Annotated in this window: 17 protein-coding genes; 11 read left to right on the forward strand and 6 right to left on the reverse strand. The window is 59.0% G+C overall.

Going from position 1 to position 24,168, the window contains the following annotated elements:
* The first annotated feature begins 164 nt into the window (after positions 1-164).
* The 4 genes from ACYQ2I_RS08500 to hisN all read left to right on the forward strand — a co-directional run bounded on the left by ACYQ2I_RS08500 (position 165) and on the right by hisN (position 4,298).
* Positions 165-536: a TraR/DksA family transcriptional regulator gene (locus ACYQ2I_RS08500; RefSeq protein ID WP_460166582.1), complete on the forward strand. Its 372-nt coding sequence runs from the start codon at positions 165-167 to the stop codon at positions 534-536.
* A 217-nt stretch (positions 537-753) separates the two neighbouring features.
* On the forward strand, positions 754-1,422 hold the full coding sequence (locus ACYQ2I_RS08505; RefSeq protein ID WP_460166583.1) for a signal peptidase II: 669 nt from the start codon (positions 754-756) through the stop codon (positions 1,420-1,422).
* A 214-nt stretch (positions 1,423-1,636) separates the two neighbouring features.
* On the forward strand, positions 1,637-3,487 hold the full coding sequence (locus tag ACYQ2I_RS08510) for a chloride channel protein (RefSeq protein WP_460166584.1): 1,851 nt from the start codon (positions 1,637-1,639) through the stop codon (positions 3,485-3,487).
* Between the two features lie 31 nt (positions 3,488-3,518).
* Positions 3,519-4,298, forward strand: coding sequence for a histidinol-phosphatase (gene hisN / locus ACYQ2I_RS08515; protein WP_460166585.1), 780 nt, complete (start codon positions 3,519-3,521; stop codon positions 4,296-4,298).
* A gap of 40 nt (positions 4,299-4,338) precedes the next feature.
* Here the strand turns inward: hisN and ACYQ2I_RS08520 are convergent, their stop codons facing one another.
* The 4 genes from ACYQ2I_RS08520 to metH all read right to left on the reverse strand — a co-directional run bounded on the left by ACYQ2I_RS08520 (position 4,339) and on the right by metH (position 11,635).
* Positions 4,339-5,397: an ROK family protein gene (locus ACYQ2I_RS08520; protein WP_460166586.1), complete on the reverse strand. Its 1,059-nt coding sequence runs from the start codon at positions 5,395-5,397 to the stop codon at positions 4,339-4,341.
* 33 nt (positions 5,398-5,430) lie between these two features.
* A complete protein-coding gene (locus ACYQ2I_RS08525; protein WP_460166587.1) occupies positions 5,431-6,087 on the reverse strand; it encodes a 3-keto-disaccharide hydrolase in 657 nt (218 codons plus the stop codon).
* 135 nt (positions 6,088-6,222) lie between these two features.
* Complete coding sequence (gene thiC, locus ACYQ2I_RS08530; RefSeq protein WP_460168406.1) at positions 6,223-7,662, reverse strand: phosphomethylpyrimidine synthase ThiC; 1,440 nt, start codon at positions 7,660-7,662, stop codon at positions 6,223-6,225.
* A 238-nt stretch (positions 7,663-7,900) separates the two neighbouring features.
* Positions 7,901-11,635, reverse strand: coding sequence for a methionine synthase (metH, locus tag ACYQ2I_RS08535; RefSeq protein WP_460166588.1), 3,735 nt, complete (start codon positions 11,633-11,635; stop codon positions 7,901-7,903).
* Between the two features lie 461 nt (positions 11,636-12,096).
* Here metH and ACYQ2I_RS08540 point away from each other — a divergent pair, with 461 nt between their 5' ends.
* Complete coding sequence (locus tag ACYQ2I_RS08540) at positions 12,097-15,198, forward strand: secretin N-terminal domain-containing protein (protein ID WP_460166589.1); 3,102 nt, start codon at positions 12,097-12,099, stop codon at positions 15,196-15,198.
* A 6-nt stretch (positions 15,199-15,204) separates the two neighbouring features.
* Here the strand turns inward: ACYQ2I_RS08540 and coaD are convergent, their stop codons facing one another.
* Entirely contained in the window at positions 15,205-15,723 is a 519-nt protein-coding gene (coaD, locus tag ACYQ2I_RS08545) for a pantetheine-phosphate adenylyltransferase (protein WP_460166590.1), read from the reverse strand.
* Positions 15,724-15,942: 219 nt separating this feature from the next.
* On the opposite strand from coaD, the gene ACYQ2I_RS08550 reads away from it, so the two are divergent.
* From ACYQ2I_RS08550 to larE, 5 genes are all read left to right on the forward strand, one after another.
* On the forward strand, positions 15,943-17,709 hold the full coding sequence (locus ACYQ2I_RS08550) for a rhamnogalacturonan lyase family protein (RefSeq protein WP_460166591.1): 1,767 nt from the start codon (positions 15,943-15,945) through the stop codon (positions 17,707-17,709).
* 71 nt (positions 17,710-17,780) lie between these two features.
* Complete coding sequence (gene larB, locus ACYQ2I_RS08555) at positions 17,781-18,566, forward strand: nickel pincer cofactor biosynthesis protein LarB (protein WP_460166592.1); 786 nt, start codon at positions 17,781-17,783, stop codon at positions 18,564-18,566.
* Between the two features lie 46 nt (positions 18,567-18,612).
* Positions 18,613-19,527 (forward strand): NAD(P)H-hydrate dehydratase, encoded by a 915-nt coding sequence (locus ACYQ2I_RS08560; protein WP_460166593.1) that lies wholly within the window; start codon positions 18,613-18,615, stop codon positions 19,525-19,527.
* 9 nt (positions 19,528-19,536) lie between these two features.
* Positions 19,537-19,938 (forward strand): DUF2784 domain-containing protein, encoded by a 402-nt coding sequence (locus ACYQ2I_RS08565; RefSeq protein WP_460166594.1) that lies wholly within the window; start codon positions 19,537-19,539, stop codon positions 19,936-19,938.
* Positions 19,939-20,469: 531 nt separating this feature from the next.
* Positions 20,470-21,339, forward strand: a complete 870-nt coding sequence (gene larE, locus ACYQ2I_RS08570; protein WP_460166595.1) for an ATP-dependent sacrificial sulfur transferase LarE — start codon at positions 20,470-20,472, stop codon at positions 21,337-21,339.
* A 35-nt stretch (positions 21,340-21,374) separates the two neighbouring features.
* Here the strand turns inward: larE and ACYQ2I_RS08575 are convergent, their stop codons facing one another.
* On the reverse strand, positions 21,375-22,946 hold the full coding sequence (locus tag ACYQ2I_RS08575) for a serine/threonine-protein kinase (protein WP_460166596.1): 1,572 nt from the start codon (positions 22,944-22,946) through the stop codon (positions 21,375-21,377).
* Between the two features lie 317 nt (positions 22,947-23,263).
* Between ACYQ2I_RS08575 and ACYQ2I_RS08580 the strand changes: the two genes are divergently transcribed.
* Positions 23,264-24,130 carry an O-methyltransferase gene (locus ACYQ2I_RS08580; RefSeq protein ID WP_460166597.1) on the forward strand — a complete coding sequence of 289 codons (867 nt, stop codon included), beginning with the start codon at positions 23,264-23,266 and terminating at the stop codon, positions 24,128-24,130.
* Positions 24,131-24,168 lie beyond the last annotated feature (38 nt).

Genomic DNA, 24,168 nt, shown 5'->3' on the forward strand with positions numbered 1-24,168 from the left:
GTGCATTTTGCGTATACGGCCGGAGGCGGGATCGCTTCCGGCCGTTTTTCGTCGGCGTAATCGGCCGTGCACCCAGTTTGACAGGGGGGGCGGTCCCCTCTAAAATGAAGCGTTTGCCATAGTGGAAGATGACGTAGATCGGTTTCACCGCGGAGCCTACCAGGATGACAAAAGCCGGCTACCAGCAATTTCGCGACAAGCTTTTGGAGTTGCGAGCCAGAGTACGGGCGCAAGTGGATAACTTGGCTGATTCCGCGCTCAATCGAAACGGCGAGAGTGCGTCGGTCGGCTCGAATATGCCGATCCACATGGCGGACTTGGGCAGCGACAATTTCGAGCAAGAGTTCGATTTGACGTTGGCCGAGTCGGAAGGTGAGGTACTGCGGCAAATCGATGAGGCCCTCGAACGCATCGAACAAGGAACCTACGGTGTGTGCGCCGAATGTGGGTGCAAGATTCCGAAGGTTCGGTTGAATGCCATTCCGTACACGGCGCATTGTGTGCAATGTGCGGAAAAACTCGAAGAGAACGGATGACCTCCCGACGAAGTGTTCCTTGGGACGCTATCGGATTATGCCGCCGCCTTGGGCGAAGAAACGGACTTGACCGCATGCAAGCGGCAGGCGAGGGATCGACGGCCCTCGTCGACACGGCCTTCTTTTCTTGTTTTCTTGACGAAGTCGCGTGCGGCAGAATGACGGGTTCACGGATTCGAACGGTGACGACCAATCTTCAAGCCGAGGGGGCTGAATCGTGACGCGATTTCCCGCCGAATCGGAAACGCCCTCTGCGACGGAACGAGATCGGCTTCCTGCGAGTCGCTACGTGTGTTTCGCTGTTGTCCTCATCGGCGGAGTGGTTGCCGATTTGACGACCAAAGCGTGGATATTCGCTCGGTTGGGAATGCCCGGTGAAAAGCCGGTGTGGTGGATCATCGAAGGAGTATTCGGCTTTCAGACGAGCCTCAATGAAGGGGCGCTTTTCGGCATGGGGCAGGGAATGACGGCGGTTTTCGCCCTCGTGGCCGTCGTCATGGCGGTCGGGCTTCCCTTGTGGCTGTTTTGGGGGAAGGCGGCACGCGACTGGCGGCTTGCAGCAGCGGGTGGGGCGGTAACCGCAGGCATCCTCGGGAATCTGTATGATCGCCTGGGGTTTCCCGGTTTGGTGTGGAATTATCCCAGCCAACTGCATCAGGTCGGCGAGCCCGTGTATGCAGTGCGGGACTGGATTCTCGTCATGATCGGGAGCTGGCCTTGGCCGAATTTCAACATTGCCGACAGCCTGTTGGTGTGCGGTGTGGCAGTGATATGTCTGCACGCCCTGCTTGTCGGAGAATCTGAAGACGAGGCTTCCTGCAAAACGAAGGTCGCTGCCGAAAACGAGCAAACACGTCCGGTTGTCGCCGAGAAAAGTACGAGGTAGAGTAAAAGTTTTCCGCCTTGCGGGGAAACGTCTGAACGAGTCCGGAGCTTCTCTTGTTGCATTCCGAAGCCCCGGTCGTGGCCGGATGGAGCCGTAGTGTTCTTCGACGGCAATTGGCAGGACGCCAGGTTCGGCGAGGTTCTTGAATCGACTTGTTTTCCCTCTAGCTAGGGGTTGGAAATCGAGGTGCGCCGTGTCGGAAAACGAAGATTCCGTGAGTCTGTGGTCGTTCTTGACGCGTTGGTTTCCGTTGCGTGAGATCTTCGACCTGGAATCGTCGGGCCGTGTCTTGGCGTACAGCGTGTTGGTAGGGGTGGTTGCGGGATTAGGGGCCGCGGCGTTTTACTGGCTGCTCGAGATTGTCAAATACTACGCCCAGGAAGTGGCGATGGGGTATGTGCCGCCGCTCGCCGGCGGGGAAGGCGGCGGGCAGGTCGTCGCCATGCATCTTCCCCGGCATTGGTGGGCCGTCGTCCTGATTCCCACGATCGGCGGTTTGTTGTGTGGGCTCTTGGTGTACACGTTTGCTCCCGAGGCCGAAGGTCACGGGACAGACGCCATGATCAAAGCGTACCATTTTCAACGCGGGCTGATCCGGGGACGCGTGCCGATCATCAAGAGCATCGCCAGCATCATCACGATCGGTACCGGCGGTTCGGCGGGCCGTGAGGGGCCGATTGCACAAATTGGAGCCGGTTTCGGCAGTTTCTTGGCGACCAAGCTCGGATTGAGCGACTGGGAACGGCGGATGCTGTTGATCGCCGGGGCTGCCGGTGGGATCGGGGCTATTTTTCGGGCGCCCTTAGGCGGGGCCTTGTTCGTGGTCGAGGTTCTCTACGCCAGCACCGCGATCGAGTTCACCGCATTCGGGCCGGCGATGGTCGGAGCGGTTGTGGCGTACACCGTTTTCGCTTCTCTGTTCGGTCAAGGTGCGGTATTCCACGTGCCCACGGCGCCGGATCCTGTAACCGGCGCGTTGCCCTGTGCGTTTCATGGTGCGCACGAATTGCCGTTCTACCTCGTATTCGCATTGATTTGCGCGATCGTCGGGTTCGTCTACGTCAATGTCTTCTACGGACTGCGGGATCGCTTCTTTGCGAAACTGCCGGTGCCCAATCACGTCAAACCGGCGATCGGGGCTTTGTTGATGGGCATTTTGGCGATCGCCTTTCCACACGTGATGTCGGGCGGTTACGGGTGGATTCAGGATGCGTTGCTGGGACGGGAGTCGGTTACACTGCGCTTGATGATCATTTTGGTGGGAGCCAAGATTTTGGCGACGAGTTTGACCATTTCTTCCGGTGGAAGTGGTGGTGTATTCGCACCATCACTTTTTGTCGGAGCCATGTTGGGGGCGGCGGTAGGGACGGTGTGCAATCACTTGTTCCCCGGTGCACCACCTGTGGGGGCGTTCATCCTTGTCGGGATGGGAGGGTTCTTCGCCGGTGTCGCCAAAGTGCCGCTCACCGCGTTGATTATGGTCTCGGAAATGAGCGGCTCCTACGAGCTGTTGGCCCCGCTAATGTTGGTCAGTTTCGTGCATGTGGCGGCGCTGTCGTCACGCTGGACCTTGTATGAAGAACAGGTGCATTCGTTGATTGACAGTCCGGCGCATCTCGGTGATTTCGTCGTCGACGTGTTGGAGAATATCAAGATTCGTGATGTGTGGGATCCCGGTCGGCGCCCCATTGTGATCGCCGAAGATATGCCTCTGCCGCAGGTCTTGCGACTGGTAGCCGATTCCCGAGACACCGTGTTCCCCGTGGTGAACAGTGCCGGTCAATTGATCGGGCTGTTGTCGTTGCAAGACCTCCGCAGCGTCTTGGCGGGAGAAGGGGCCGGATCGCTGATCGTGGCGGCGGACATTTCGCGTCCGCCGATCACGGTGGCACCTGACGAAAACCTGCATACCGTACTGCGGGTCATGGCACAGCGTCAGCTGGATGAGATACCGGTGCTGAATGACGCGGGCGACGACATCGCGTGCATGTTGCGGCGTCACGAGATCTTGAATGCGTACGACGCGCATATTCACGCGTTGAAACACAACAACGGCGAACACTGAACACCAGGGCTCACAAGCCGAGGACGGAACGTTGTTTCACGAGCGATTGCAATTGGCCGTCGAAGCGGCTCGCGAGGCCGGGGAAGTCACCCTTCGGTATTTCGGTGACTCGCAGTTGAAGGTGGATCGCAAGGCCGATGCCAGTCCGGTCACGAGAGCCGATCGCGAAGCCGAAACGTGTTTGCGGAATCGGATCCTGGAGACGTTTCCAGAGGACGGCATTCTGGGGGAGGAGCACGGAACCGTCCCGGGAACGAGCGGCTTTCGATGGATTCTGGATCCGATCGACGGGACGAAGTCGTTCATTCATGGCGTGCCGCTGTACGGAACGCTGGTGGGTGTCGAATACGAGGGCCGGGTGGTCGTCGGCGTGATTCATATTCCGGCGCTCGGCGAAACCGTCTATGCCGCCTCCGGCGAAGGTGCCTGGTACGTCAAGGGCGATGCTTCCCCACGGCCGACACGCGTCAGCACGACGGCCGACGTGATCGATGCGTGCGTCGTCACGAGCGAGGTGAAGAATTTTGACTTGGCGGAACGTCGGGAAGCGTTCTTCGCCATGCAAGATGTATGCGGGCTCGTTCGCACTTGGGGGGACTGTTACGGTTACCTGTTGGTTGCGACCGGTCGCGCCGACGTGGCGATCGATCCGCTCTTGAATCCTTGGGACGCCGCAGCGCTTGTACCGGTAATCGAAGAGGCAGGCGGCCGCTTCACCGACTGGAACGGCCAGGCGACCTTCGAAGGCGGAAACGGACTGGCAACCAACGGACGGCTGCATCAAGCCGTTTTAGAGCTGATTGCCCGCTAGGCCGCAGCGCCGCCGCGTGGGGCGGCGTGTGAAATGCGGCTTATGAAAAATGGTCGGCCGCGAAGACCAACGCCCCGTGAACGACAACTTCTTCGCCCAAGGCAGCAGGAACGATTTCGTATCGGTCGGCCAAAGGGGGGAATACGTACTGGGCCACCGCCCGCCGCAGCGGTGCGAAAAACAGCTCTTCTCCCATGAGCGACACACCGCCGCCGACGATGATTCGCTGCGGGGCGATCAACGTAATCACCTGCGCGATGCCCCACCCGAGATGGCGAATGCCCGTGTCTAGAATGCGTAAGGCAAAAAGGTTTCCGGACGACGCCGCTTCGCCCAACAATTTTGCGTCAACACGTGAGAGATTGCCGTCGGCGAGTTGCCAAATGTCCTCGGCGGCACGACGAAGTTCGGGGGGAGTATCGTTCCCGTCGATCGCGCGGAAAGGAGCATTGGCGGTTGCCGTCTCCAAGATCGGCCGGGGAAGGTCGTCCAGCCGCGTTGCCGGGAGGCGATCCGGAAAAAAACTCTGCAAGGCTGCTTTCGCGTGGGCGGCAATGCCCCACCCGGCGGCCCACGCCTCGAGGATGTCGGCCGGCGATTCGGCCTCGGGACCGGGCCGCAAGTGGCCCAGTTCCGAGGCGATGCCGCAGCTACCCGTGTAGAGCGTGCCGTGTTGAATCAAGGCACCGCCGATGCCGGTTCCGACGGTGATGTAGAACACGATGTCGGCCCCCTGCCCTGCCCCCAACTTGGCTTCGGCCAAACCGGCCAAGTCGGCATCATTGGCGATCACCGCGGGCAGCTTCAGCGTGTTGCGACACCACTCTACCAGCGGAAAGTCATCCCAGCCCTCGACGTGATGGCTCTTGACGACGCGCCCTTTCGTCGGATCGATGGGCCCGCCGAAGGCGATTCCGATCGCTTCGACGGTATGCTGTGCTTGCAATTCCAAGACGCGTCGGCGAATCGTTTCCAGTATGCCTGTAGCGCCGCGACTGCGATCGACGGTGTCGCGCCGCAAGTCGACCAGTTGGGGCGACGTGCCCGTCCCTACCCCGACTTGCAGTTTCGTACCGCCGATTTCGATTCCAAGATACACGCTGGCGGCTCCTTCCCCTCACCGGCGACGGCATCACAGTTCCTTGATGCGGATGTTGCGGAATTCGACGCGGGAACCGTGGCCGAGGAAACCGATGTGACCCGACTTGCGATGCAATCCGGGGTGATCTCGGTGGTCCATCGTTTCGGTGATCTTGGAAATATCGGCGTCGACGATGACGGTTCCGTTCAGCGTGACGGTGATGTGCGGGCCGTCGCAGCGAATTTCTTCTTCATTCCATTCTCCGACCGGCTTCAGGAAGCCGCGTTTGGCGGGAACGACGCCGTAAATCGAACCGTGATACTGATACGGCTGAAGGTTTTTGTATCGCTCGGACGTGTTGTCGAGTACCTGGATTTCCATGCCGCAATAAGCTGCGTCGCAACCGGTAGGCGTGCGGATGCCGATTCCATTGTTGGCCCCGGGGGTCAGCTTGAACTCGAAACGAAACACGAAGTCGGCGTATTCCTTTTCGGTGTACAGGTTGCCGCCGGGCTTGCATACGATGGCCCCGTTTTCGACGACGTAGCCTTTCGTGTCGCCGATCCAACCGTCCAACGTCTTGCCGTCGAACAACAAGACGAAACCGTCCTTCTTCTCCTTGGGGGATAATTCGTTTTCAGCCCCGAATGCAGGCAACACGAATCCCAAGCCGACTACGACACCGAGTAAAACACAAGAAGCACGCATGAACACACTCCCACCGGCAGAAAATATACAGGGCAACAAACGCGGCGACAGCGACCGCCTCCGCATCATTCGATGCCTGCTATTCTGCTTGGGGAAAGCCGTGAGAGCAATGGATCGGCAAAGTTTCCTGCCTTGTCATTCCTTCACGGGGGTCGGCGTCGGCGTGGAAACGGTATTCGCACCGTCGGAGGATTCACTTGCCGCCGGTTGTTCGACCGTTTGATGAACGTCTTGTGAGATGCGCATCGAGCAGAACTTCGGCCCGCACATGCTGCAATACTTCGCGTTGGACGTCGAACCGCGTTGGGCCGCTTCTTCCCACATCCGGCGTGCCGTTTCAGGATCGATGGCAAGTCGAAACTGTTCCTCCCAATCGAAACGGTAACGAGCGCGGCTGAGTTGATCGTCCCAGTCGCGTGCGCCGGGACGGTGACGTGCCACGTCGGCCGCGTGTGCTGCAATCTTGTACGCGACCACCCCGGCTCTCACATCATCCAGATTCGGCAGCCCCAAGTGCTCCCGAGGCGTGACATAACATAGCATGGCTGCTCCGTACCACGCCGCCATGGCGGCACCGATGGCACTGGTGATGTGATCGTATCCGGGAGCCACGTCGGTGACCAACGGGCCGAGCACGTAGAAGGGAGCCTCGTGGCACCACTCCATTTGCTTTCGGACGTTCATTTCAATTTGGTCCATCGGTACATGACCGGGGCCTTCGATCATGACCTGACAGCCCAATTCCCATGCCCGCAGGGTCAAATCGCCCATCACCTTCAGTTCGGCGAATTGGGCTTCGTCACTGGCGTCGGCGATCGATCCGGGGCGCAATCCATCGCCGAGACTCCAGGTGACATCGTATTCGCGCATGATCTCGCAGAGTTCGTCGAAATGCGTATAGAAGGGATTTTCAGCGTTGTGCGCGGCCATCCAAGCGGCAACGAGGGAGCCGCCGCGGCTGACGATCCCGGTGACGCGTTTTTTCGTCAGTGGTATATGATCTTTCAGCAACGCGCAGTGGATCGTCATGTAATCGACGCCCTGCTCGGCCTGCTGTTCGACGACGTCAAGGAAGTCCCGGGGCCGCATGTCGGCGATGTCGTCAAGTTCTTCGGCGACTTGATAGATAGGAACGGTGCCGATGGGGACGTCGATTGCGTCGATGATTTGGCGACGGATTTCCGTGATGTTCTCACCGGTCGACAAGTCCATGACGGTGTCGGCCCCATAGCGCAAGGCGCAGTACACCTTTTCCAGTTCGCATTCGACATCGCTTTGCAGGGGCGAGTTGCCGAGGTTGGCGTTGATCTTTGTGCGGCAGGCAATCCCGATGCCGGTCGGTTTCAGCCCCTTTTCGAGGTGCACCCGATTTGCAGGGATGACAAGACGCCCCCGAGCGACTTCATCCCGAACAAGTTCCGGCGACAATTGTTCTCGCTCGGCTACGAATTCCATCTCGGGCGTGATGATTCCTTGGCGCGCTGCTTCGATTTGCGTCATGTCTGTAATCCGTTGTAGGGTGACGGGCCGATTGAATGATACGGCTCGATATCGAGTGAGCCGTATTTCGGTGATTCGCGTGGCGTGGCGACCATCTGCACGGCTTTCTCACGCGTCGCCGAAGAGATTGTATTACCGCGACATCGGTTGAAGGCAATCCTCCCTCTTTTTCTGCATTATGACGGAGCAAAAGAGCGGCGAAAACCCCGGGGAAGGAGCGCGAATCGGCCTACGCTCTCGGTCGAATCCCACGGCCGCCGACTGGACACTTCTCCGTGCCGATTCGGACAGAGCAAGGTATGTCGGCCGCCGATCATTCCTGTGTTACTGAAAATTCGGTTGGGTCGTAAGCGAGGTTGGCCGAAAGGTGCCGCTCGACTTCGGAAGTCGCCAGGCCTTTTCGCCTTGCGTAGTCTTCAACCTGATCGCGAGTAATGCGGTCGACGGCGAAGTAGCGGGATTCAGGATGACTGAAATACCATCCGCACACCGAAGCGGGGGGAATCATCGCCCAGTTTTCCGTGAGTCGAATGCCGGTCCGTTCAGACACTTCCAGCAGTCGGAACAGTGTGCGTTTTTCGGTGTGATCGGGGCAGGCGGGATAACCCGGCGCCGGTCGAATTCCGCGGTATTTTTCGCGAATCAGCTCCTCGTTGGTCAAGTTTTCGTCGCGGCCGTAACCCCAGTCGCGTCGAGCCCTTGCATGCAAAAATTCGGCGAAGGCTTCAGCCAAACGGTCCGCCAACGCCTTGATCATGATGGCGCGATAGTCGTCGTGTTGTTTTTCGTATTCGGCGGCCAGTGATGTGGTTTCGTGCCCCGAGGTGACAGCGAACAGCCCCAGATAGTCTCTCCGCCCGCATTCGAGCGGTGCGATGAAGTCGGCCAGCGAATAGTGAACGTCCTGGCCCTTTCGTCGCCACTGTTGCCGCAGCATGTGGAATCGCGTCGTCGGTTCCCGAGCGTCTTCGGAGGAAAACACCAGGATGTCGTCGCCCTGTGAGTTGGCCGGGAAGAAACCGTAGACACCGCGCGGCTGCAAAAGGTTGCGGGCGACGATTTCGTCGAGCATCGCTTTCGCATCATCGAAAAGTTGTCTGGCCTGCGCACCCTTTTCAGGATGCTCCAAAATCGCCGGGTACCGGCCGGGGAGTTCCCAAGCGACGAAAAACGGCGTCCAATCGATGTACGGAATCAACGTCTCGACGGTCACGTCGTCGACCGATCGAACGCCGACGAATTCAGGAACGGCGATTTCTTGCGACGACCAGTCGCACGTGAACCGCTTTCGATAGGCCTCGGAGTACGGAACCAGTTCGCGTTCCTGTCGCTTTTGGTACGAGGCGACCAAGGACGATTGCTGTTCCTTGTGCCGTTGCTGGAACTCCTCTCGCGAAGGCCCGGAAGAAAGGAGACTTTCGACGACACCCACGCTCTGCGATGCATCGGGGACGTGGACGACCGGCTGTGAATAGTGGGGGGCGATTTTCACCGCGGTATGTTTGGCGCTGGTCGTGGCACCGCCGATGAGCAGCGGTTGCCGCATTCCCCGGCGTTCCATCTCACGCGCGACGTGAACCATTTCGTCGAGACTGGGTGTGATCAGTCCGCTTAGTCCCACAAGATCGGCACCTTCGGACACCGCCGTGTCGAGAATCGTTTCACACGGCACCATGACGCCCAAGTCGACGATCCGAAAACCGTTGCACGCCAGCACGATGCCCACAATGTTCTTGCCGATGTCGTGCACGTCGCCCTTGACGGTCGCCAAAACGATGGTACCGCGATCGGATGTGTCCCCCTGCTTGCGTTTTTCTTCTTCCATGTACGGCGAAAGATAAGCGACGGCCTTTTTCATGACACGGGCGCTCTTGACGACCTGCGGTAGGAACATCTTCCCTTCGCCGAACAGATCGCCCACGGTTCGCATCCCGTCCATCAACGGACCTTCAATGATTGCCAAGCACGAGGGATATTGCTGTCGCGCTTCTTCGACGTCCTGTTCGATAAACTCGTCGATCCCGTGAACGAGAGCGTGATGTAGTCGCTTTTCCAGCGAAAGCTCACGCCATTTGTGCTTTTCGGATTCCGCGCCGCTTTCGTCCGATGTCGTCTTCAGACGATCGGCGAGCGCGATCAACCGCTCGGTCGCATCTTCCCGGCGGTCGAACAACACGTCTTCGACGGCTTCCCTCAACTCGGGATCGATCTCTTCGTACACATCGAGCTGTCCCGCGTTGACGATCCCCATGTCGAGTCCGGCTTGGATCGCATGGTAAAGGAACGCGGCGTGCATCGCCCGGCGAACCGGCTCGCTGCTGCGGAAAGAGAATGACACATTGCTGATCCCGCCGGATACCTTGACGCCCGGGCATTCCGCTTTGATCTGTCGGACCGCCTCGATGAAATTGATCGCGTAACGGTTGTGTTCGGCGATACCGGTTCCGACCGTCAAGACGTTCGGGTCGAAGATAATGTCTTCGGGCGGGAAGCCGACTTTCTCGGTCAGTAGTCGGTACGCACGCTTGGCAATGCGGACCTTGTGTTCGATCGTCACCGCCTGCCCTTCTTCGTCGAACATCATCACAATGCAGGCTGCGCCGTAGCGGCGAACGAGTCGTGCATGTTCAAGGAACGCTTCTTCTCCTTCCTTGAGACTGATGGAATTGACGATGCCCTTGCCCTGGAGACACTTCAGACCTGCTTCCAGGATCGACCATTTGGAACTGTCGATCATCACGGGGACGCGGGCAATGTCGGGCTCGGCGGCGATCAGGTTGAGAAAGGTCGTCATCGCCTTTTCGCCGTCGAGTAGGGCGTCGTCCATGTTCACGTCGATGATGTTGGCACCCGATTCGACCTGTTGACGTGCCACGGCGACGGCCTCTTCGTAACGTCCTTCGCGGATCAGGCGCGCGAATCGACGTGAGCCGGCCACATTCGTCCGTTCGCCGATCATCGTGAAGGTGCCGTCGGGGCGAAGCGTCAGCGGCTCCAGTCCGCTGTACCGGGTGAGGCCGTCTGGTTTGGGAGGAATGCGAGGCTTTTTGTCGGCCACCGCTGCGGCGATGGCGCGGATATGGTCGGGCGTGCTACCGCAACATCCACCGACCATGTTCACCCATCCCGCTTCGGCGAATTCTCCTAGGACGGCGGCCATCTGCTCGGGCGTTTCGTCGTATTCGCCGAATTCGTTCGGCAAACCGGCATTGGGATAACAGCTGGTGTAGACCGTCGCCAGAGTCGATAGCTCTTCGACGAACGGTCGCATGAGTTCGGGGCCCAAAGCGCAATTGAGCCCGACGCTCAACAGCGGAGCGTGGGAAATCGAAATCCAAAACGCCTCGAGTGTTTGGCCCGAAAGCGTTCGACCGCTGCGGTCGGTAATGGTGACCGAAACCATGAGGGGGACCCGTCGTCCGAGTTCGTCGAACAACTGTTCGCAGGCGAATAAGCAGGCCTTCAAGTTCAACGTGTCGAAAACGGTTTCGGCCAAGAGGAGGTCGCAGCCCGCCTTGATCAACGCTTCGGCCTGTTCCCGGTAGACGCAAACAAGATCGTCGAATGTGACGGCACGGTAGCCGGGATTTTCGACGTCTGGAGAGATCGACGCGGTTCGGTTGGTGGGGCCGAGCGATCCGGCGACGAACCTGGGCGTCGAATCCCCCGTCGTCGTTCGGAAATGCTCGACGGCCGATTTCGCGCATCGCACGGCCGCTGTATTGATCTCGCGCACGATGTCGCACAGATCGTAGTCGGCAAGCGAGATTCGGTTTGCGTTGAACGTGTTCGTGCAAAGAATATGGGCACCGGCCGATAGATAGCGACGATGGATGTCGATGATCGCTTCGGGCCGCGTAATGCACAAAAGGTCGTTACACCCCTTGAGTGGGCTTGGGTGATCCGCGAAGCGATCGCCTCGATAGTCGCCTTCTTCCAGCCCGAGACGCTGGATCATCGTCCCCATGGCGCCGTCGAGCACCAGAATGCGGTTGGCCAGAAGGTCTTGCAGAATTTCTTCCACCGTTCGCGATACGGCCTTGCTCAATGGTTTTCCCTTTTCGAATGCCCGGAATTCCGCTTTCCAAGGACGCGTGAGATCGACAGACGAGCCGAATACCTATTGCCGACTCCAAAACCGTATTCTACAGCCCCCCGACAGCTCGGAAAGTCGCAAGAATCCAATCCCGCGGGAAAGCAAGAGGCGTATGATCGCCCGTGCGTGCAGAAGGGATTATCCGCTTGCAATGCCCGGTAGTGGAACGACAATGGAATAGAAGAGGGATATGCCGATGGTTCGTCCCCTTGCTTCCCCTGGTAGTGTCAGTTATCGCCCCCCTGCGTTGGGTGGGACCTGCCGGTAAATCGTTCCTGCGGTGGTGTCGCTCGCAGCGACGTCGCGAACATGCGGTCGACGGTTGTGTGTTTGCAGGCGTCGATATCTTGGCCGAGGTGTAATCCGTGTTTGAAACGTGCGGCTTTCGAAAGCACCGGTTGGTTGCGTTCGTCATGGGTTTCGGTATTGCGTGGACGGGCATGCTGTCCTGTTGCAGTGTTGCCCAGCCTCCGCAACACGAAGAAGCCGCACGTGGTGCGGCTGTAGCCGACGCAGCAGCCGAAAAGAAGGCCGACGGTATCCCCATCGATTCGATTTCTGAAGAGGATCGAAAGAAGATGATGGGGCTGGCCGAAAAACTTTCGCCCGACGACCGACGACGGTTGATGGAAGCGGTCAAGGCGGGGCGCATTCCCTTTGATCTGGCCGGTAAACTCAAAGAGTTGGGAGAGAAAGCCAAGGACGAATCTGACACGGGCGAGAAGGATTCATCGAACGACGAGGAACACAAAGGGGATGAGAAGCCGGATGATGAAGATGCGCCGAAGGTCATCGAACGGCCGACGGAACCACCGAGTCCGCCCGACCCGAAGGAACTGGAGGTGCGCCCGGATGAGGAGGGCCGCGTACGGTTCAACTTCCACCATCAGCCGTGGGAGGGGGTGCTTCAGTGGCTTGCCGATATCTCCCAGATGAGCCTCGATTGGCAGGAATTGCCCGCCGATTACTTGAACCTGTCGACGCAATTGTCGTACACCGTGCCCGAGGCGCGTGATCTGATCAACCGGCACTTGTTCGCTCGCGGTTTCACGATGATCGAGCAAGGCGAGGTCTTGTCGGTGGTGAACCTCGAGAAACTCGATCCGGGAGTCGTGCCGCGAGTGTCACCGACCGAATTGGACAGTTTGCCCGACTACGCCTTCGTGCGGACTTCTTTCGGATTGGACTGGCTTATCGCCGATCAGGTCGCCGAGGAATTGAAACCGCTGTTGAGTCCGCACGGGAAATTGATCCCGTTGTCGGCGACAAACCGCCTTGAGGCGATGGACGTCGTGGTGAATCTGCGGGAGATCCGTCGCCTGCTCGACGAAGAACAATCGCGAGACGACGACCAAGGGCGGCTGGTGCGAGAATTCGTCCTGAAGTATGCCCGGGCGGAAGAAGTCGTCGAGCAGCTCAAGACATTGATCGGTCAGTCGAACGACAACAGCGGCATGCGGATGCCCGGAATGAGCCCCGACATGATGCGCCGCATGCAAGAGCAGGCGATGCAAATGATGGCCAAGATGGCCGCTTCGCAGGGAAGAGGCGGTCCGGCGAAGCCGCAGCGAAATGACGAGGCGAATTTCGTCGTCAACACGCGACGGAACAGCATTTTGGTCAATGCACCGCCCGACAAGATGGCGATCATCGAAGAGGCCGTGAAGGCGATCGACGTTCCGAGCGGTTCTGCGGAATCGCCGCTGGTGACGATGAACCGTTGGCAGGTCTACCGGCTTGCCGCCGTCGATCCGGAACCGCTGGTTGAGACGCTGCGCGAGTTGGGGGGATTGGAGCCGACCACGCGATTGGAAATCGACCGCGAGAACAACGCTATTATCGCCTACGCGTCACTGGCTGATCACGCGGTCATCAAGGCCTTGATCGACCGGTTGGATGGGAGCGGAAGGCGATTCGAGGTCATCCAATTGCGCGAACTGCCGGCAGATTACGTCGCCGGTACCATCAACTTCATGATGACCGGGAAGGAAGAGGAAAACCGGTCGTCGTACAACTGGTGGAATCCATGGGAGCGTTATCGGCGACCGGAGGGCGGCGACGGGAACAAGTTCCGTGTGGATGCCGACGTCGAAAATAATCGTTTGCTGCTGTGGGCGAACGACATCGAAATCGAGGAAGTACGCAAGCTGTTGGTCAAATTGGGAGAAATCCCCGAAGAGGCGAACGGGCCTTCTCGCGTGCGGATCGTGGAATTCGCCTCTCCGGAGGAGGCGGATCGACTGTTGGAAATGCTCGAGCGGCAATGGCCCGATCTGTCGCCCCATCCGCTGGAAATCGAACGTGCCCCGCTGCCCGACGAGGAAAACCTAGACGAACCGCCGCAGGCAGAATCCCACGACGAAGCCGCCAAGAAAGAAGAGACCGACACAGCTTCGACGGCGCGGGAAAGTACGGTCCGCCTGGACGCCGACAGGCCAAGCCGATTCCACTTTGCGGCAGACACGGCAAGCGTGCAAGATCAGGCTTCCGACACCGCACCGGACGCTGCGCCCGCAGATACGGAGTCCATCCCTGAGAGCTCACCGGAAAAGGCAATCGAAGAGGTGAACGACACGACGTCGATCGCCGGAACAGCGGCGATGTCCTCGTCCTCGCCCGTCCGCGTGTATCGAGGCCCCGACGGAAAGCTCGTGATTTCGTCCAACGACCCCGCGGCCGTCGCGCAAGTAGAGCAGCTTCTGTCGTCAATGAAAAGCAAACAGCCTGATTATCGAATCTTTCGGTTGCAGTATGCGTGGGCGGGGACCGTGGCCGATATCTTGAGGGACGTGTTTTCCGAAGAGGAGCGATCGTCGCCGTTCTTCTGGCGGCCGTCTCGCGAGGAAGGAACGGCTCGCTTGTCGCAGCGAAAGCCGGTCGAGTTTCTAGCCGATAACGACACGAATACGATCTTGGTGAAGAATGCGACGGAACAGCAACTTCGAGAGATTCGCGAACTGATCGAGTACTACGATCAACCGCCTCCGACCGACTCGCAAAGCGTACGAATCACGAAAGTGTTCAAGATCGAATACGGCGATGCCGACGAAATTGGCGATGCGATCAAGGATGTATTCCGTGATCTGCTGAGCACGAACGATCGCGCATTCGGCGGCGGTCGCAATCAGCCGGATCCATTCTTTTCCATGCTGTTCGGCCTGGATGATCGGATGCCGCGTTTCAAAGGATTGTTGTCGTTGGGCGTCGACGAGGAATCGAACTCATTGATCGTTTCGGCGCCGAGCTTCTTGATGGAAGACATCGAAAAAATGATCGAAGAGCTGGATCGAGCGGCCGAGCCCTTGGCACCGACCGTCGAAGTCATCCAATTGGGAGACAGCGTCTCGGCGGAAAACGTGCGACGATCGCTCGGGCGAATCTTGGGAACAAGCGGGGGTTCCTCGTCGGGGCGATACGGTTCTTCGGGAAGCAGCTACGGTTCGTCTCGCTACGGTTCGTCGAGCAGTCGTTACGGCGGTTCGTCGCATTACTCTCGTGATTCCGGCCACCGGTGAGACACGTTACGCGTTTCGTCGCTGTTTCAGCTTTCCTCGCAGCGCCGCCACGACCGGGCTGGGCAGAAAGCGCGCAAGTTCTTCGTCGCCTGCGATGGGGGCGATCTCTTTGATCAAGGAACTGGAGACGTGCGCCAATTCGCCGTCTGCGATCATGAAGAGCGTTTCGACGTCGGGAGCGAGCCGCCGGTTGGCCATCATCATCGTGAGTTCTGCAGCGATATCGGTGATGGGCCGGACACCGCGGATCATCACTCGCACGCCGCACTGCTTGACGAACTCGACTGCCAGTCCCTGAAACGTTCGGATTTCGATGTTGCGCAGGTGCGACGTTGATGCTTTGATCAAAGCAACCCGTTCGTCGGCCGAAAAAAGCGGCCGTTTCGAGATGTTGACGCCCACGCCGACGATGAGCCGGTCGAACAAACGGCTCGCTCGCTCCATCACGTTCAAATGCCCCAGGGTGATCGGATCGAATGAACCGGGGTACACCGCGGCGTGCGGGATCTCGATTGGGTTCGCCATGGAATTTCGTCTTGCGCACAAGGCAGAGGAACGTGGGATGCCGAGTTGGTCGTCGGATGGTCGTACGCGGTAGACGGGCCTTCCACGCTGCCCGACGGAACGTCAGGAAAGAATGGAGCGCGTGGCGACCCCCGACACTGCCGGTTATACTATGGGCTAAATCACGTGCCAAGAGGCGCGTGCTCGCCGACACTTCTTCGTCTCTACGGAGATCCAGCCATGAACGCCCTGCCCTTGTGTCGAACCGTGATGCGTGGTTTCGTTTTTGGCCTCCTTTTGATCGTCGGATCGATAGGCGGACGTGCGTTTTCCGCCGAAGATCAGTTTTCATTGCCGGAATCATTCGACCGGGGCGTTGTTGCGTTGTCGGATGCCGGGGGCGTGCGCGTGTTGTGGCGGTTGTTGCCATCGGATTCGCCCGAAACGGCGTTTCATGTGTTTCGTGCCGAAGGACAAAAGGTCCGTCGATTGACGCAGACGCCCGTCCGCGACGTGACCTATTTCGTCGATCGAACGGCCGAACGAGGGCAACGTTACGGCTACTTCGTGCAACCGGTCGTCGGAAATACGCCGGGAGAGGCGAGCAAGCAAGCGTTCGTGACGCCCACAGGAGAAACAGACGCTTACGTGTCGATTCCGGTGCAAGGGGACTACACGTTTCAAAAAATTGGTATCGCCGATCTGGACGGTGACAAGGCTCTGGACTTCGTGATCAAACAGCCCAATAGCAACATCGATCCCTACGAGAAGTACTGGCAACCGAGCCCCGACACTTATAAGCTCGAAGCTTACCGCAGCGACGGAACATTTTTGTGGCGGTTCGATCTCGGTTGGGCGATCGAGCGTGGGATATGGTATTCGCCTTACGTCGTTTACGACCTCGACGGCGACGGTAAGGCTGAAGTCGCAGTAAAGACCGGTGAGGGCGATCCTCGTGACGCCGATGGTCGGGTGCAGTCGGGCCCCGAATATCTGTCGATTCTCGACGGCCGAAGCGGCAAGATTGTCGCGCAAACCGATTGGCCTCCCCGCGAAGAAATGGGCGGGTACAACTATGCCTCACGAAACCAGTTGGGGGTGGCCTACCTCGACGGGAAGAACCCCTACTTGATCGTCGAACGCGGTACGTACAAGGTGATCATCGTTCGGGCGTATCGATTTGCCGACGGAAAACTACATCTGGTTTGGGAGTGGGACAATCGCAATGCGGGCGCGGCGTACAGCGGCCAAGGGGCGCATTGGATGCACGCCGACGATGTCGACGGCGACGGCAAGCAAGAGGTCGTTTTGGGATCCGCCGTCTTGGACGACGACGGTAAAGAATTGTGGTCGACCGGTCTTGGGCACCCGGATCACGTGTACGTCGGCGAAATCGATCCCGATCGTCCGGGCCTGGAAATCTATTACGGGTTGGAGCGACGACAACAAGAAGGCAACGGAATGTGCCTGGTCGAGGCCGCTACCGGGAAGATCCTTTGGGGCTATAGAGGATACACGCGGCATGTCCACAGCTTCGGCATGTGTAGCGATATTGATCCGCGATACAAGGGAGCCGAGTGTTACAGTGCCGATACCGATGAGCAAAAGAAATATGCGTGGTCTCGCCTGTGGAGCTGCAAGGGAGAAGTGATCAGCGAGGCGAACATCTCAGGATTCGGCCCGCGTACCGCTTACTGGGATGCCGATCCGTACCGCGAACTCATCATCGGGCACACGATCCAGAAATGGCTAGGCGAGCCGATGCCGCCGAAGTTGGAGGGCAGCTACGTCGCCACGATCGACCTATTGGGAGATTGGCGAGAAGAGATTATCACGACGGTACCGGGGGAGATTCGAATCTATGTCACCGACGTACAGCCGAAGGGTCGTCGCGTGACTTGGTTGGCCGATGCCGTCTATCGTATGGATACCGTGATGGCCACGATGGGATATTACCAAGTACCGATGACGTCGTCTTTGCTGTCGACCGATCCGGGCGTCCGTTGATTTCAGCGTCGCCCTTTCGATGCTGCGGTCACTCGCGGGAATTGGCACCAAGATTGGGGAGAAAAAGCGACATGTTCGACCGGGAACGGCTCCGCCGCATGGCCCTCGAGCTGACGCAAGGTCACATCGACATCGAGGAATTCGTCGACGCCCTGGCGAAACCGGGAATCGCCGATGTCGGCGAGGCACAACTCGACTTGGATCGGTCGCGCCGTTGCGGGTTTCCCGAGGTTGTTTATGCCGAGGGTAAGTCGATCGAAGCCTTGGAAAAGATCTTTCGTCGGCTGGCGGAGCACGGCGTCGACGTCTTCGCGACGCGCATGTCGCCCGAAAAGGCCGAGGTGCTCGCCGGCAAATTTCCCGAGGGACGGTACAACCCTGTCGCTCGTACGTTTCGTATCGAGAAATCGAAAGGCGATTCCGACGACGCGTCTCGCGGGATCGTGTGTGTCGTGACGGCCGGTACCAGCGATTTACCGGTCGCCGAGGAAGCACGAGAAACTGCCCTGTGGACCGGCGCTGAAGTGCGATTCGTACAGGATGTCGGTGTTGCGGGACCGCACCGTTTGCGCGCGAATCTGGACAAAATTCAAGGCGCCGATGCCGTGGTTGTGTGCGCAGGGATGGAAGGCGCTTTGCCGAGTGTCGTCGGCGGATTTGTCGATTGTCCGGTCATTGCCGTACCGACCAGCGTCGGTTATGGGGCGGCATTCGGCGGCTTGGCGGCGCTTTTGGGAATGCTTAACAGTTGCGCGTCGAATGTGGTTGTCGTGAATATCGATGCCGGTTTCAAAGGGGGTTACGTGGCCGGCTTGATCGCCAAGCGAGCTGCCGAACGCCGTGCGACTTGTGGTTAGGTGCGAGGCGCAAGCGAACCCTTCGACGGTAGTGTAAGGAGGTGCGATGACGGCGAAGGCGTGTGAGATCGTCGAAGACTTACCGACGTTGCCGGCTCGGGCGCGGGACGCACACAAAGGAAACTTCGGCCTCGTTTTCGTCGTGGGCGGTTCGGTGGGAATGGCGGGGGCTCCCGCGTTGGCGGCGATGGGCGCACTGCGGTCGGGGGCCGGCTTGGTTCGTGTTGCCGTGCCGCATCCGTGTTGGGCGATCACGGCCTCGTTCGATCCCTCCTACATGTGCCTTCCCTTGCCTGCCGATCGTAATGGAAGGCTGGCGCTCGACGCGCGGTCGGCCATCATGGAGGCGTCCTCCTCGGCAAGTTGGTTGGTTGTCGGCCCCGGATTGGGACGTTCCGCGGCGCTTGATCGAATTACGGCAGATCTCTACAAGGAAATCGATCGGCCGCTTGTCGTGGATGCCGACGGGTTGAACGCCCTTGCGGGGAATGAACACGTGCTGGCCGCCCCCGGTGGGCCTCGCGTTCTTACACCCCATCCCGGCGAGTTCGCTCGATTGTTGGGGAAGCGGTTGCCTTCCCGCGAAGAACAGGTTCGTGCGGCCGAGGAACTGGCTCGGCGTTGGCAATGTGTGCTCGTGTTGAAGGGGCACGGGACCGCCGTTACCGATGGGATGCGCACCTATGTCAATCGAACGGGGAATCCCGGCATGGCCGTCGGCGGTTCGGGGGATGTGTTGAGCGGTTGTATCGCAGCGCTCGGCGCTGCAGGATTATCCCCGTTCCACGCGGCGTCCCTGGGCGTTTTTTTGCATGGTTCGGCCGGCGATCTGGCGGCTGCGCGCTTGGGAGAGGACGGGATGACGGCGGTAGACCTGTGTTGCGATCTCCCGAGGGCGATCAAGCTCTACCGCGAAAGCAGAGGAACGGGATCCCGCGGCACAAGGCAGAGGGAATTCTGAGAAGCGACCATGAACGGTTACGCGATCGCCGCCGACATCATCGTCGTCGTTCACGCGTTGTACGCATCGGCGATCGTGGCCGGATTGATTTTGTTTCCGGTGGGAGGATTTCTCGGCTGGAAATGGATTCGCAGTTTTTGGCTGCGCACGATTCATTTATTGATGATCCTGATCGTCGTGGGGTTGACGTGGTCGTCGACGCCGTGTCCGCTCACGGTGTGGGAAAAGGTGTTGCGTGAAAAGGCGCATCAAGAAACCTATCCCGGTGCCTTCATCGGTCATTGGGTCCATGAGATATTGTTCTACGAAGCGCCGCAATGGGTATTCACGCTCCTCTATACGGCCGTTGGCGTGTCTATCTTGGTAAGCTTCATCGTTTGGTCGCCGCGATTGCCTTATGCGAAAAGCTGACGATTGGGAAAAAGAAAACTGTCCTAGCGATCATTTCTTACCCTTTTTGGGCGGTCGTTCGAGTTTCGGCGGACAAGTCTTGCATCGACGCGACGACAACGCTAACATAGGCATTGTCGGTGAAACGCGGCGTGAAAACGCTGGTTTCATCCTTACGGTTCTCACCGTGACCGCGTCGTTGTGTGTTTACCCCGTGAGCCGATAACTTGCCCGTTGGACGCCTTCGGGAAAGCATTCCAAACGATGTACAGCCGTGGATCGAGTGTCTGCGGATAACAGAGTTTGGGAGCGAGGCGCCCCCGTGAAATGCGGGCTCACCGTTGGACACACCGCGGTTGGCGGCTGAGAGCCGTTTTTTATGCGCGCGTACGCAATCTTTTGATTGTCGTCAATCAACGATATTGCGCGTCACGATCGGTTGACAGTGACCGTTGAGAGAAAAAGAATCCTAGAAGACCGTCGTTCAGTTCCCCACGCGTTCGCATCGGCCTGCCGGTGAACTATCCTCACAGTCGCTTTCTGCGAGACGATATGATGATTCAAGAATTGTCGCCCGAATTGGTGATCAAGCGCGATCGCCTGTTAGATTTGCTTCGTAGTTACGGAAGTTGCGCCGTCGCGTTTTCCGGCGGGCTGGACAGCACCGTGCTGGCCAAGGCCGCCCAGATTGCGTTGGGTGATCGAGCGGTGGCCGTCACCGGTGTCAGCGCCAGCCTGGCGTCGGGTGAACTCGATGAATGCGTTGCCCTCGCGAAGCAGATCGGCATTCGCCACGAAATTCTCGAAACCGAAGAGTTGACCAGCGACGCATATCGACGAAACGACGCCGACCGTTGCTACTACTGCAAATCGGAACTGTTCGACAAGGTCGAGGACATCGCCAAGCGGCTCGGCGTCGCGGTGGTGCTCGACGGTTCGAATCGAGACGATGAAGGAGAGCATCGGCCCGGGATGCGGGCGGCAAGAGAAAAGAAAGTGCGCAGCCCCTTGGCGGAATGCGATTTGACGAAGGCCGAAATTCGAGCACTGGCGAAACATTGGGGATTGCCCACATGGGATAAACCGGCGACGCCTTGCTTGAGTAGTCGAATCGCTTACGGTGAGGAGGTGACCGCCGAACGCCTGGCGATGATCGACAAGGCCGAACGATTCTTGCGGAAAGAGGGATTCGAGCCGTTACGCGTTCGCTATCACCGCGGAGACGTTGCTCGTATCGAAGTCGCGCCGGAGGACATTCCTCGATTCGTCGAGCCCGGATTTCGAGAAAAGGTCGTCGAAGTTCTGACCGACGCGGGCTTCAAGTTCGTGTCGTTGGATTTGCGCGGTTTTCGATCCGGTAGTCTCAACAACATCCTGCCGGTCGAGGCCTTGGAAATCGTGGCCAAGCGCAAGGCGACTTGAACGCTCACGACGCGATGGCTTTCGGGATTGCTTGTCTATAGCGTGCTAAAGACGAGAACGGCCAAGATTGCGGCGATGAGAAATCCTACACCGATAAGCCCCCACAACCACCATGGATTGGTGTGTCGCCGACGAGGGGGCAGCGCCGCTTGAGGTCGCAAGACCCGTTCCAGTACCGGATCTGCCTCGATCGGCAATTGAGGAATCGGGCCCGGAACTCCGCCCGGATTCACCGTCGGTATCGCACCGACCTGTGGTCCCGGCTGTGGCGATGTGGGGGCAGGCGAAGACGCTCCGGCAGGCGAAGGAGCCGAGTTGGCGGACGGTGCTCCAGGTGTGCCGGCAGGGAGCGGTTGAGCACGCGGCAATGGCGGCGGTGCTTTGGGCCCGGTTGCCGAAGCGGTCGGTGTTGCCGTCGGCAGCGGTTGAGCGGCAACGAGTTTACGACGTGTCGATTCCGATGGTGCCGCCGCCCGCCCACTTGAAGACGCCGCTCCTGTGGCTGTGATTTTCGACGAGGATAGACCGTTTCCTCTCAGGCGTCGCGAACTACCACCTTCGGGAATCGTGTGGCCGTGTGCCGTCAACCATGCTTCCAATGCGCCGGCAACCTCTGCCATCGTCTGAAAGCGTTTCGAACGGCTCTTGGCCATCATCTTCATGCAGATGGCGACAAGGTCTGCGGGGGCATCCGGACGATCTTTGCGGATGTCCGGCGGCGGCTGCTTTTGGTGGGCAATGAGCCTTTGAGGCAACGTGCCTTCGGTGAAGGGGGGATGGCCGGTCAGACAGAAATATAGCGTACACCCTAGGCTATAGATATCCGCCCGATGATCGACTCCGTGACTGTCGACGGCCTGTTCCGGAGCGAGGTAGTCGGCCGTTCCCAATACATTCTCATCGTGGGCGACCGTCAACGACGGCTTGTTGTCCTCGGTAAACCGCGCCAGTCCCAAGTCCAAGATCTTGACCACGCCCTTGTTGTCGACCAGCAGGTTGGCCGGCTTCACGTCGCGGTGGATGAGGCCGTGTTCGTGGGCGTATTGAAGCCCCAAGGCGGCTTGGCGAATGTATTCTGTGGCCTTGTGGTACGGTAACGGGCCGTCACGTCGAACCATCCGCTGGAGGTCGATGCCCTCGACGTATTCCATGACGAGATAGTGATTGACACCATCGTTGTCGACGTCGTAGGCCCGCACGATGTTGCGGTGATCGAGGGCCGCGGCTGCTTGGGCCTCGCGGTGAAAGCGAGCGAGATAGGAAGCGTCTTCGACTCGCTGTTTCGGCAGCACCTTGATGGCTACGCGGCGTTCCATGAGGACGTGCTCAGCCAGGTAGACGCTGCTCATTCCCCCTGTTCCGAGGTGATCCAAGAGTTTGTATTTGTTGAGGAAGAAACCCTTGTACCGGCCCTCGAGCAACTTTTCGCATTGCCAGGCGGTCAGCATTCCGGCGTCGACGAACCGCTGAGCGAGTTCTTGCGATGAGACCTCGTCGACACGAAGCCCGTCTTCTTTCCATTGCGCAATGGTGCGCTGAAGCTGATCCGGATCAACCAGCTTGCTTCGCGCCACGAGATCTAAAAATCGCTCAACGGTTACCGGCATCGTATCCTTGCACGCGCGACCGTCCCGGCGAAAGATGGGCAAATCCCCTTCCGTTGGGGCGTAAATGGTTTACATGAAGAGCTTGCAAATTCCAAGTTAGCATCGGTTCCGAAAAATTGCCAGCAATGACCGCAACGTCCCCCCAAAACGGGCGGATTTTTGCTTGACACCGAAACCTTTGCGACCACCATACGGTTAAACCATTTGAGCTGTGCGCCTCCGGGTAGACCGTATATCGGCTACCGGCAGTCGCACACCGGCAAACTGAAGCAGTGTGGTCGGTTCCGAATTGATGATGCGACAAGGAGAGAACTACGATGCGATTCCTGACGGCGGTACTGGTCGGCTTGGGAGGGGTTTGTTTAGCGGCAGGCGACGCAGCAGCACAGCCGTCCACGAGACTTGGACAACCTGCTGTGATGCGAGTGCTTGATGCCGACGGAAACGGCGTGATTTCGGCCGGCGAACTCGCCACGGCCGGGGAGTCTCTCAAGAAGTTGGATGCCGACGGTAACGGCGAAATTAGCCCCGCCGAATTGTTCGGGGGGCGACGACGGGGGCCCGGCGTACTGCCTTCCGTCGGCTCCGGATCCAATTCGCTGGAAAAGCCCCCATTGCCGAAAGATGACTTCGAGCAGCGCGTGCTCGGCGTACTGAAAGACATGGATGAGAATCAGCGGGCGGGTAATATGAACGTGCCGCTGAACGACGGACGCCTGTTGCGGTTGCTCGTCGAGGCGATCGACGCCAAGAATGTCGTTGAAATCGGGACGTCGAATGGGTTTTCCGGAACCTGGATGGCCCTGGCATTGAAGCGGACCGGTGGAAAACTCACGACGTTCGAAATCGATCACCAGCGGGCCGAGCTGGCTCGCAAGAATTTCGCCCGCGCCGGCGTCGCCGATATCGTCACCTTGATCGAAGGGGATGCCCACGAAGAAGTCACCAAGCTCAAAGGGCCGATCGACTTGGTCTTCATCGATGCCGACAAGCCGGGGTATCCCGACTATTTGACGAAGCTGCTTCCCCTGGTGCGGCCGGGCGGTCTGATCATCGGGCACAATATGAACCGCCCCGCCCCGGATCCGAAGTACATTGAGATGATCACGACGAATCCGGAACTCGAAACACTCTTTTTCCACATGAGTGATGCGGGGATCGCCGTCTCGCTGAAAAAGCGGTAGTTTGGCCAAGAGTATCAAGCCCCACGGGCCGGGACGGT

The sequence above is a fragment of the Thermostilla marina genome, assembly GCF_054657455.1.

Excerpts from the sequence above, each read along its gene's own strand:
- ACYQ2I_RS08500 (WP_460166582.1), top strand. The coding sequence starts at position 165 with ATGACAAAAGCCGGCTACCAGCAATTTCGCGACAAGCTTTTGGAGTTG.
- ACYQ2I_RS08525 (WP_460166587.1), bottom strand. The coding sequence starts at position 6,087 with ATGCGTGCTTCTTGTGTTTTACTCGGTGTCGTAGTCGGCTTGGGATTC.
- ACYQ2I_RS08540 (WP_460166589.1), top strand. The coding sequence starts at position 12,097 with ATGGGTTTCGGTATTGCGTGGACGGGCATGCTGTCCTGTTGCAGTGTT.
- coaD (WP_460166590.1), bottom strand. The coding sequence starts at position 15,723 with ATGGCGAACCCAATCGAGATCCCGCACGCCGCGGTGTACCCCGGTTCA.
- ACYQ2I_RS08550 (WP_460166591.1), top strand. The coding sequence starts at position 15,943 with ATGAACGCCCTGCCCTTGTGTCGAACCGTGATGCGTGGTTTCGTTTTT.
- larB (WP_460166592.1), top strand. The coding sequence starts at position 17,781 with ATGTTCGACCGGGAACGGCTCCGCCGCATGGCCCTCGAGCTGACGCAA.
- ACYQ2I_RS08560 (WP_460166593.1), top strand. The coding sequence starts at position 18,613 with ATGACGGCGAAGGCGTGTGAGATCGTCGAAGACTTACCGACGTTGCCG.
- ACYQ2I_RS08565 (WP_460166594.1), top strand. The coding sequence starts at position 19,537 with ATGAACGGTTACGCGATCGCCGCCGACATCATCGTCGTCGTTCACGCG.
- larE (WP_460166595.1), top strand. The coding sequence starts at position 20,470 with ATGATGATTCAAGAATTGTCGCCCGAATTGGTGATCAAGCGCGATCGC.
- ACYQ2I_RS08575 (WP_460166596.1), bottom strand. The coding sequence starts at position 22,946 with ATGCCGGTAACCGTTGAGCGATTTTTAGATCTCGTGGCGCGAAGCAAG.
- ACYQ2I_RS08580 (WP_460166597.1), top strand. The coding sequence starts at position 23,264 with ATGCGATTCCTGACGGCGGTACTGGTCGGCTTGGGAGGGGTTTGTTTA.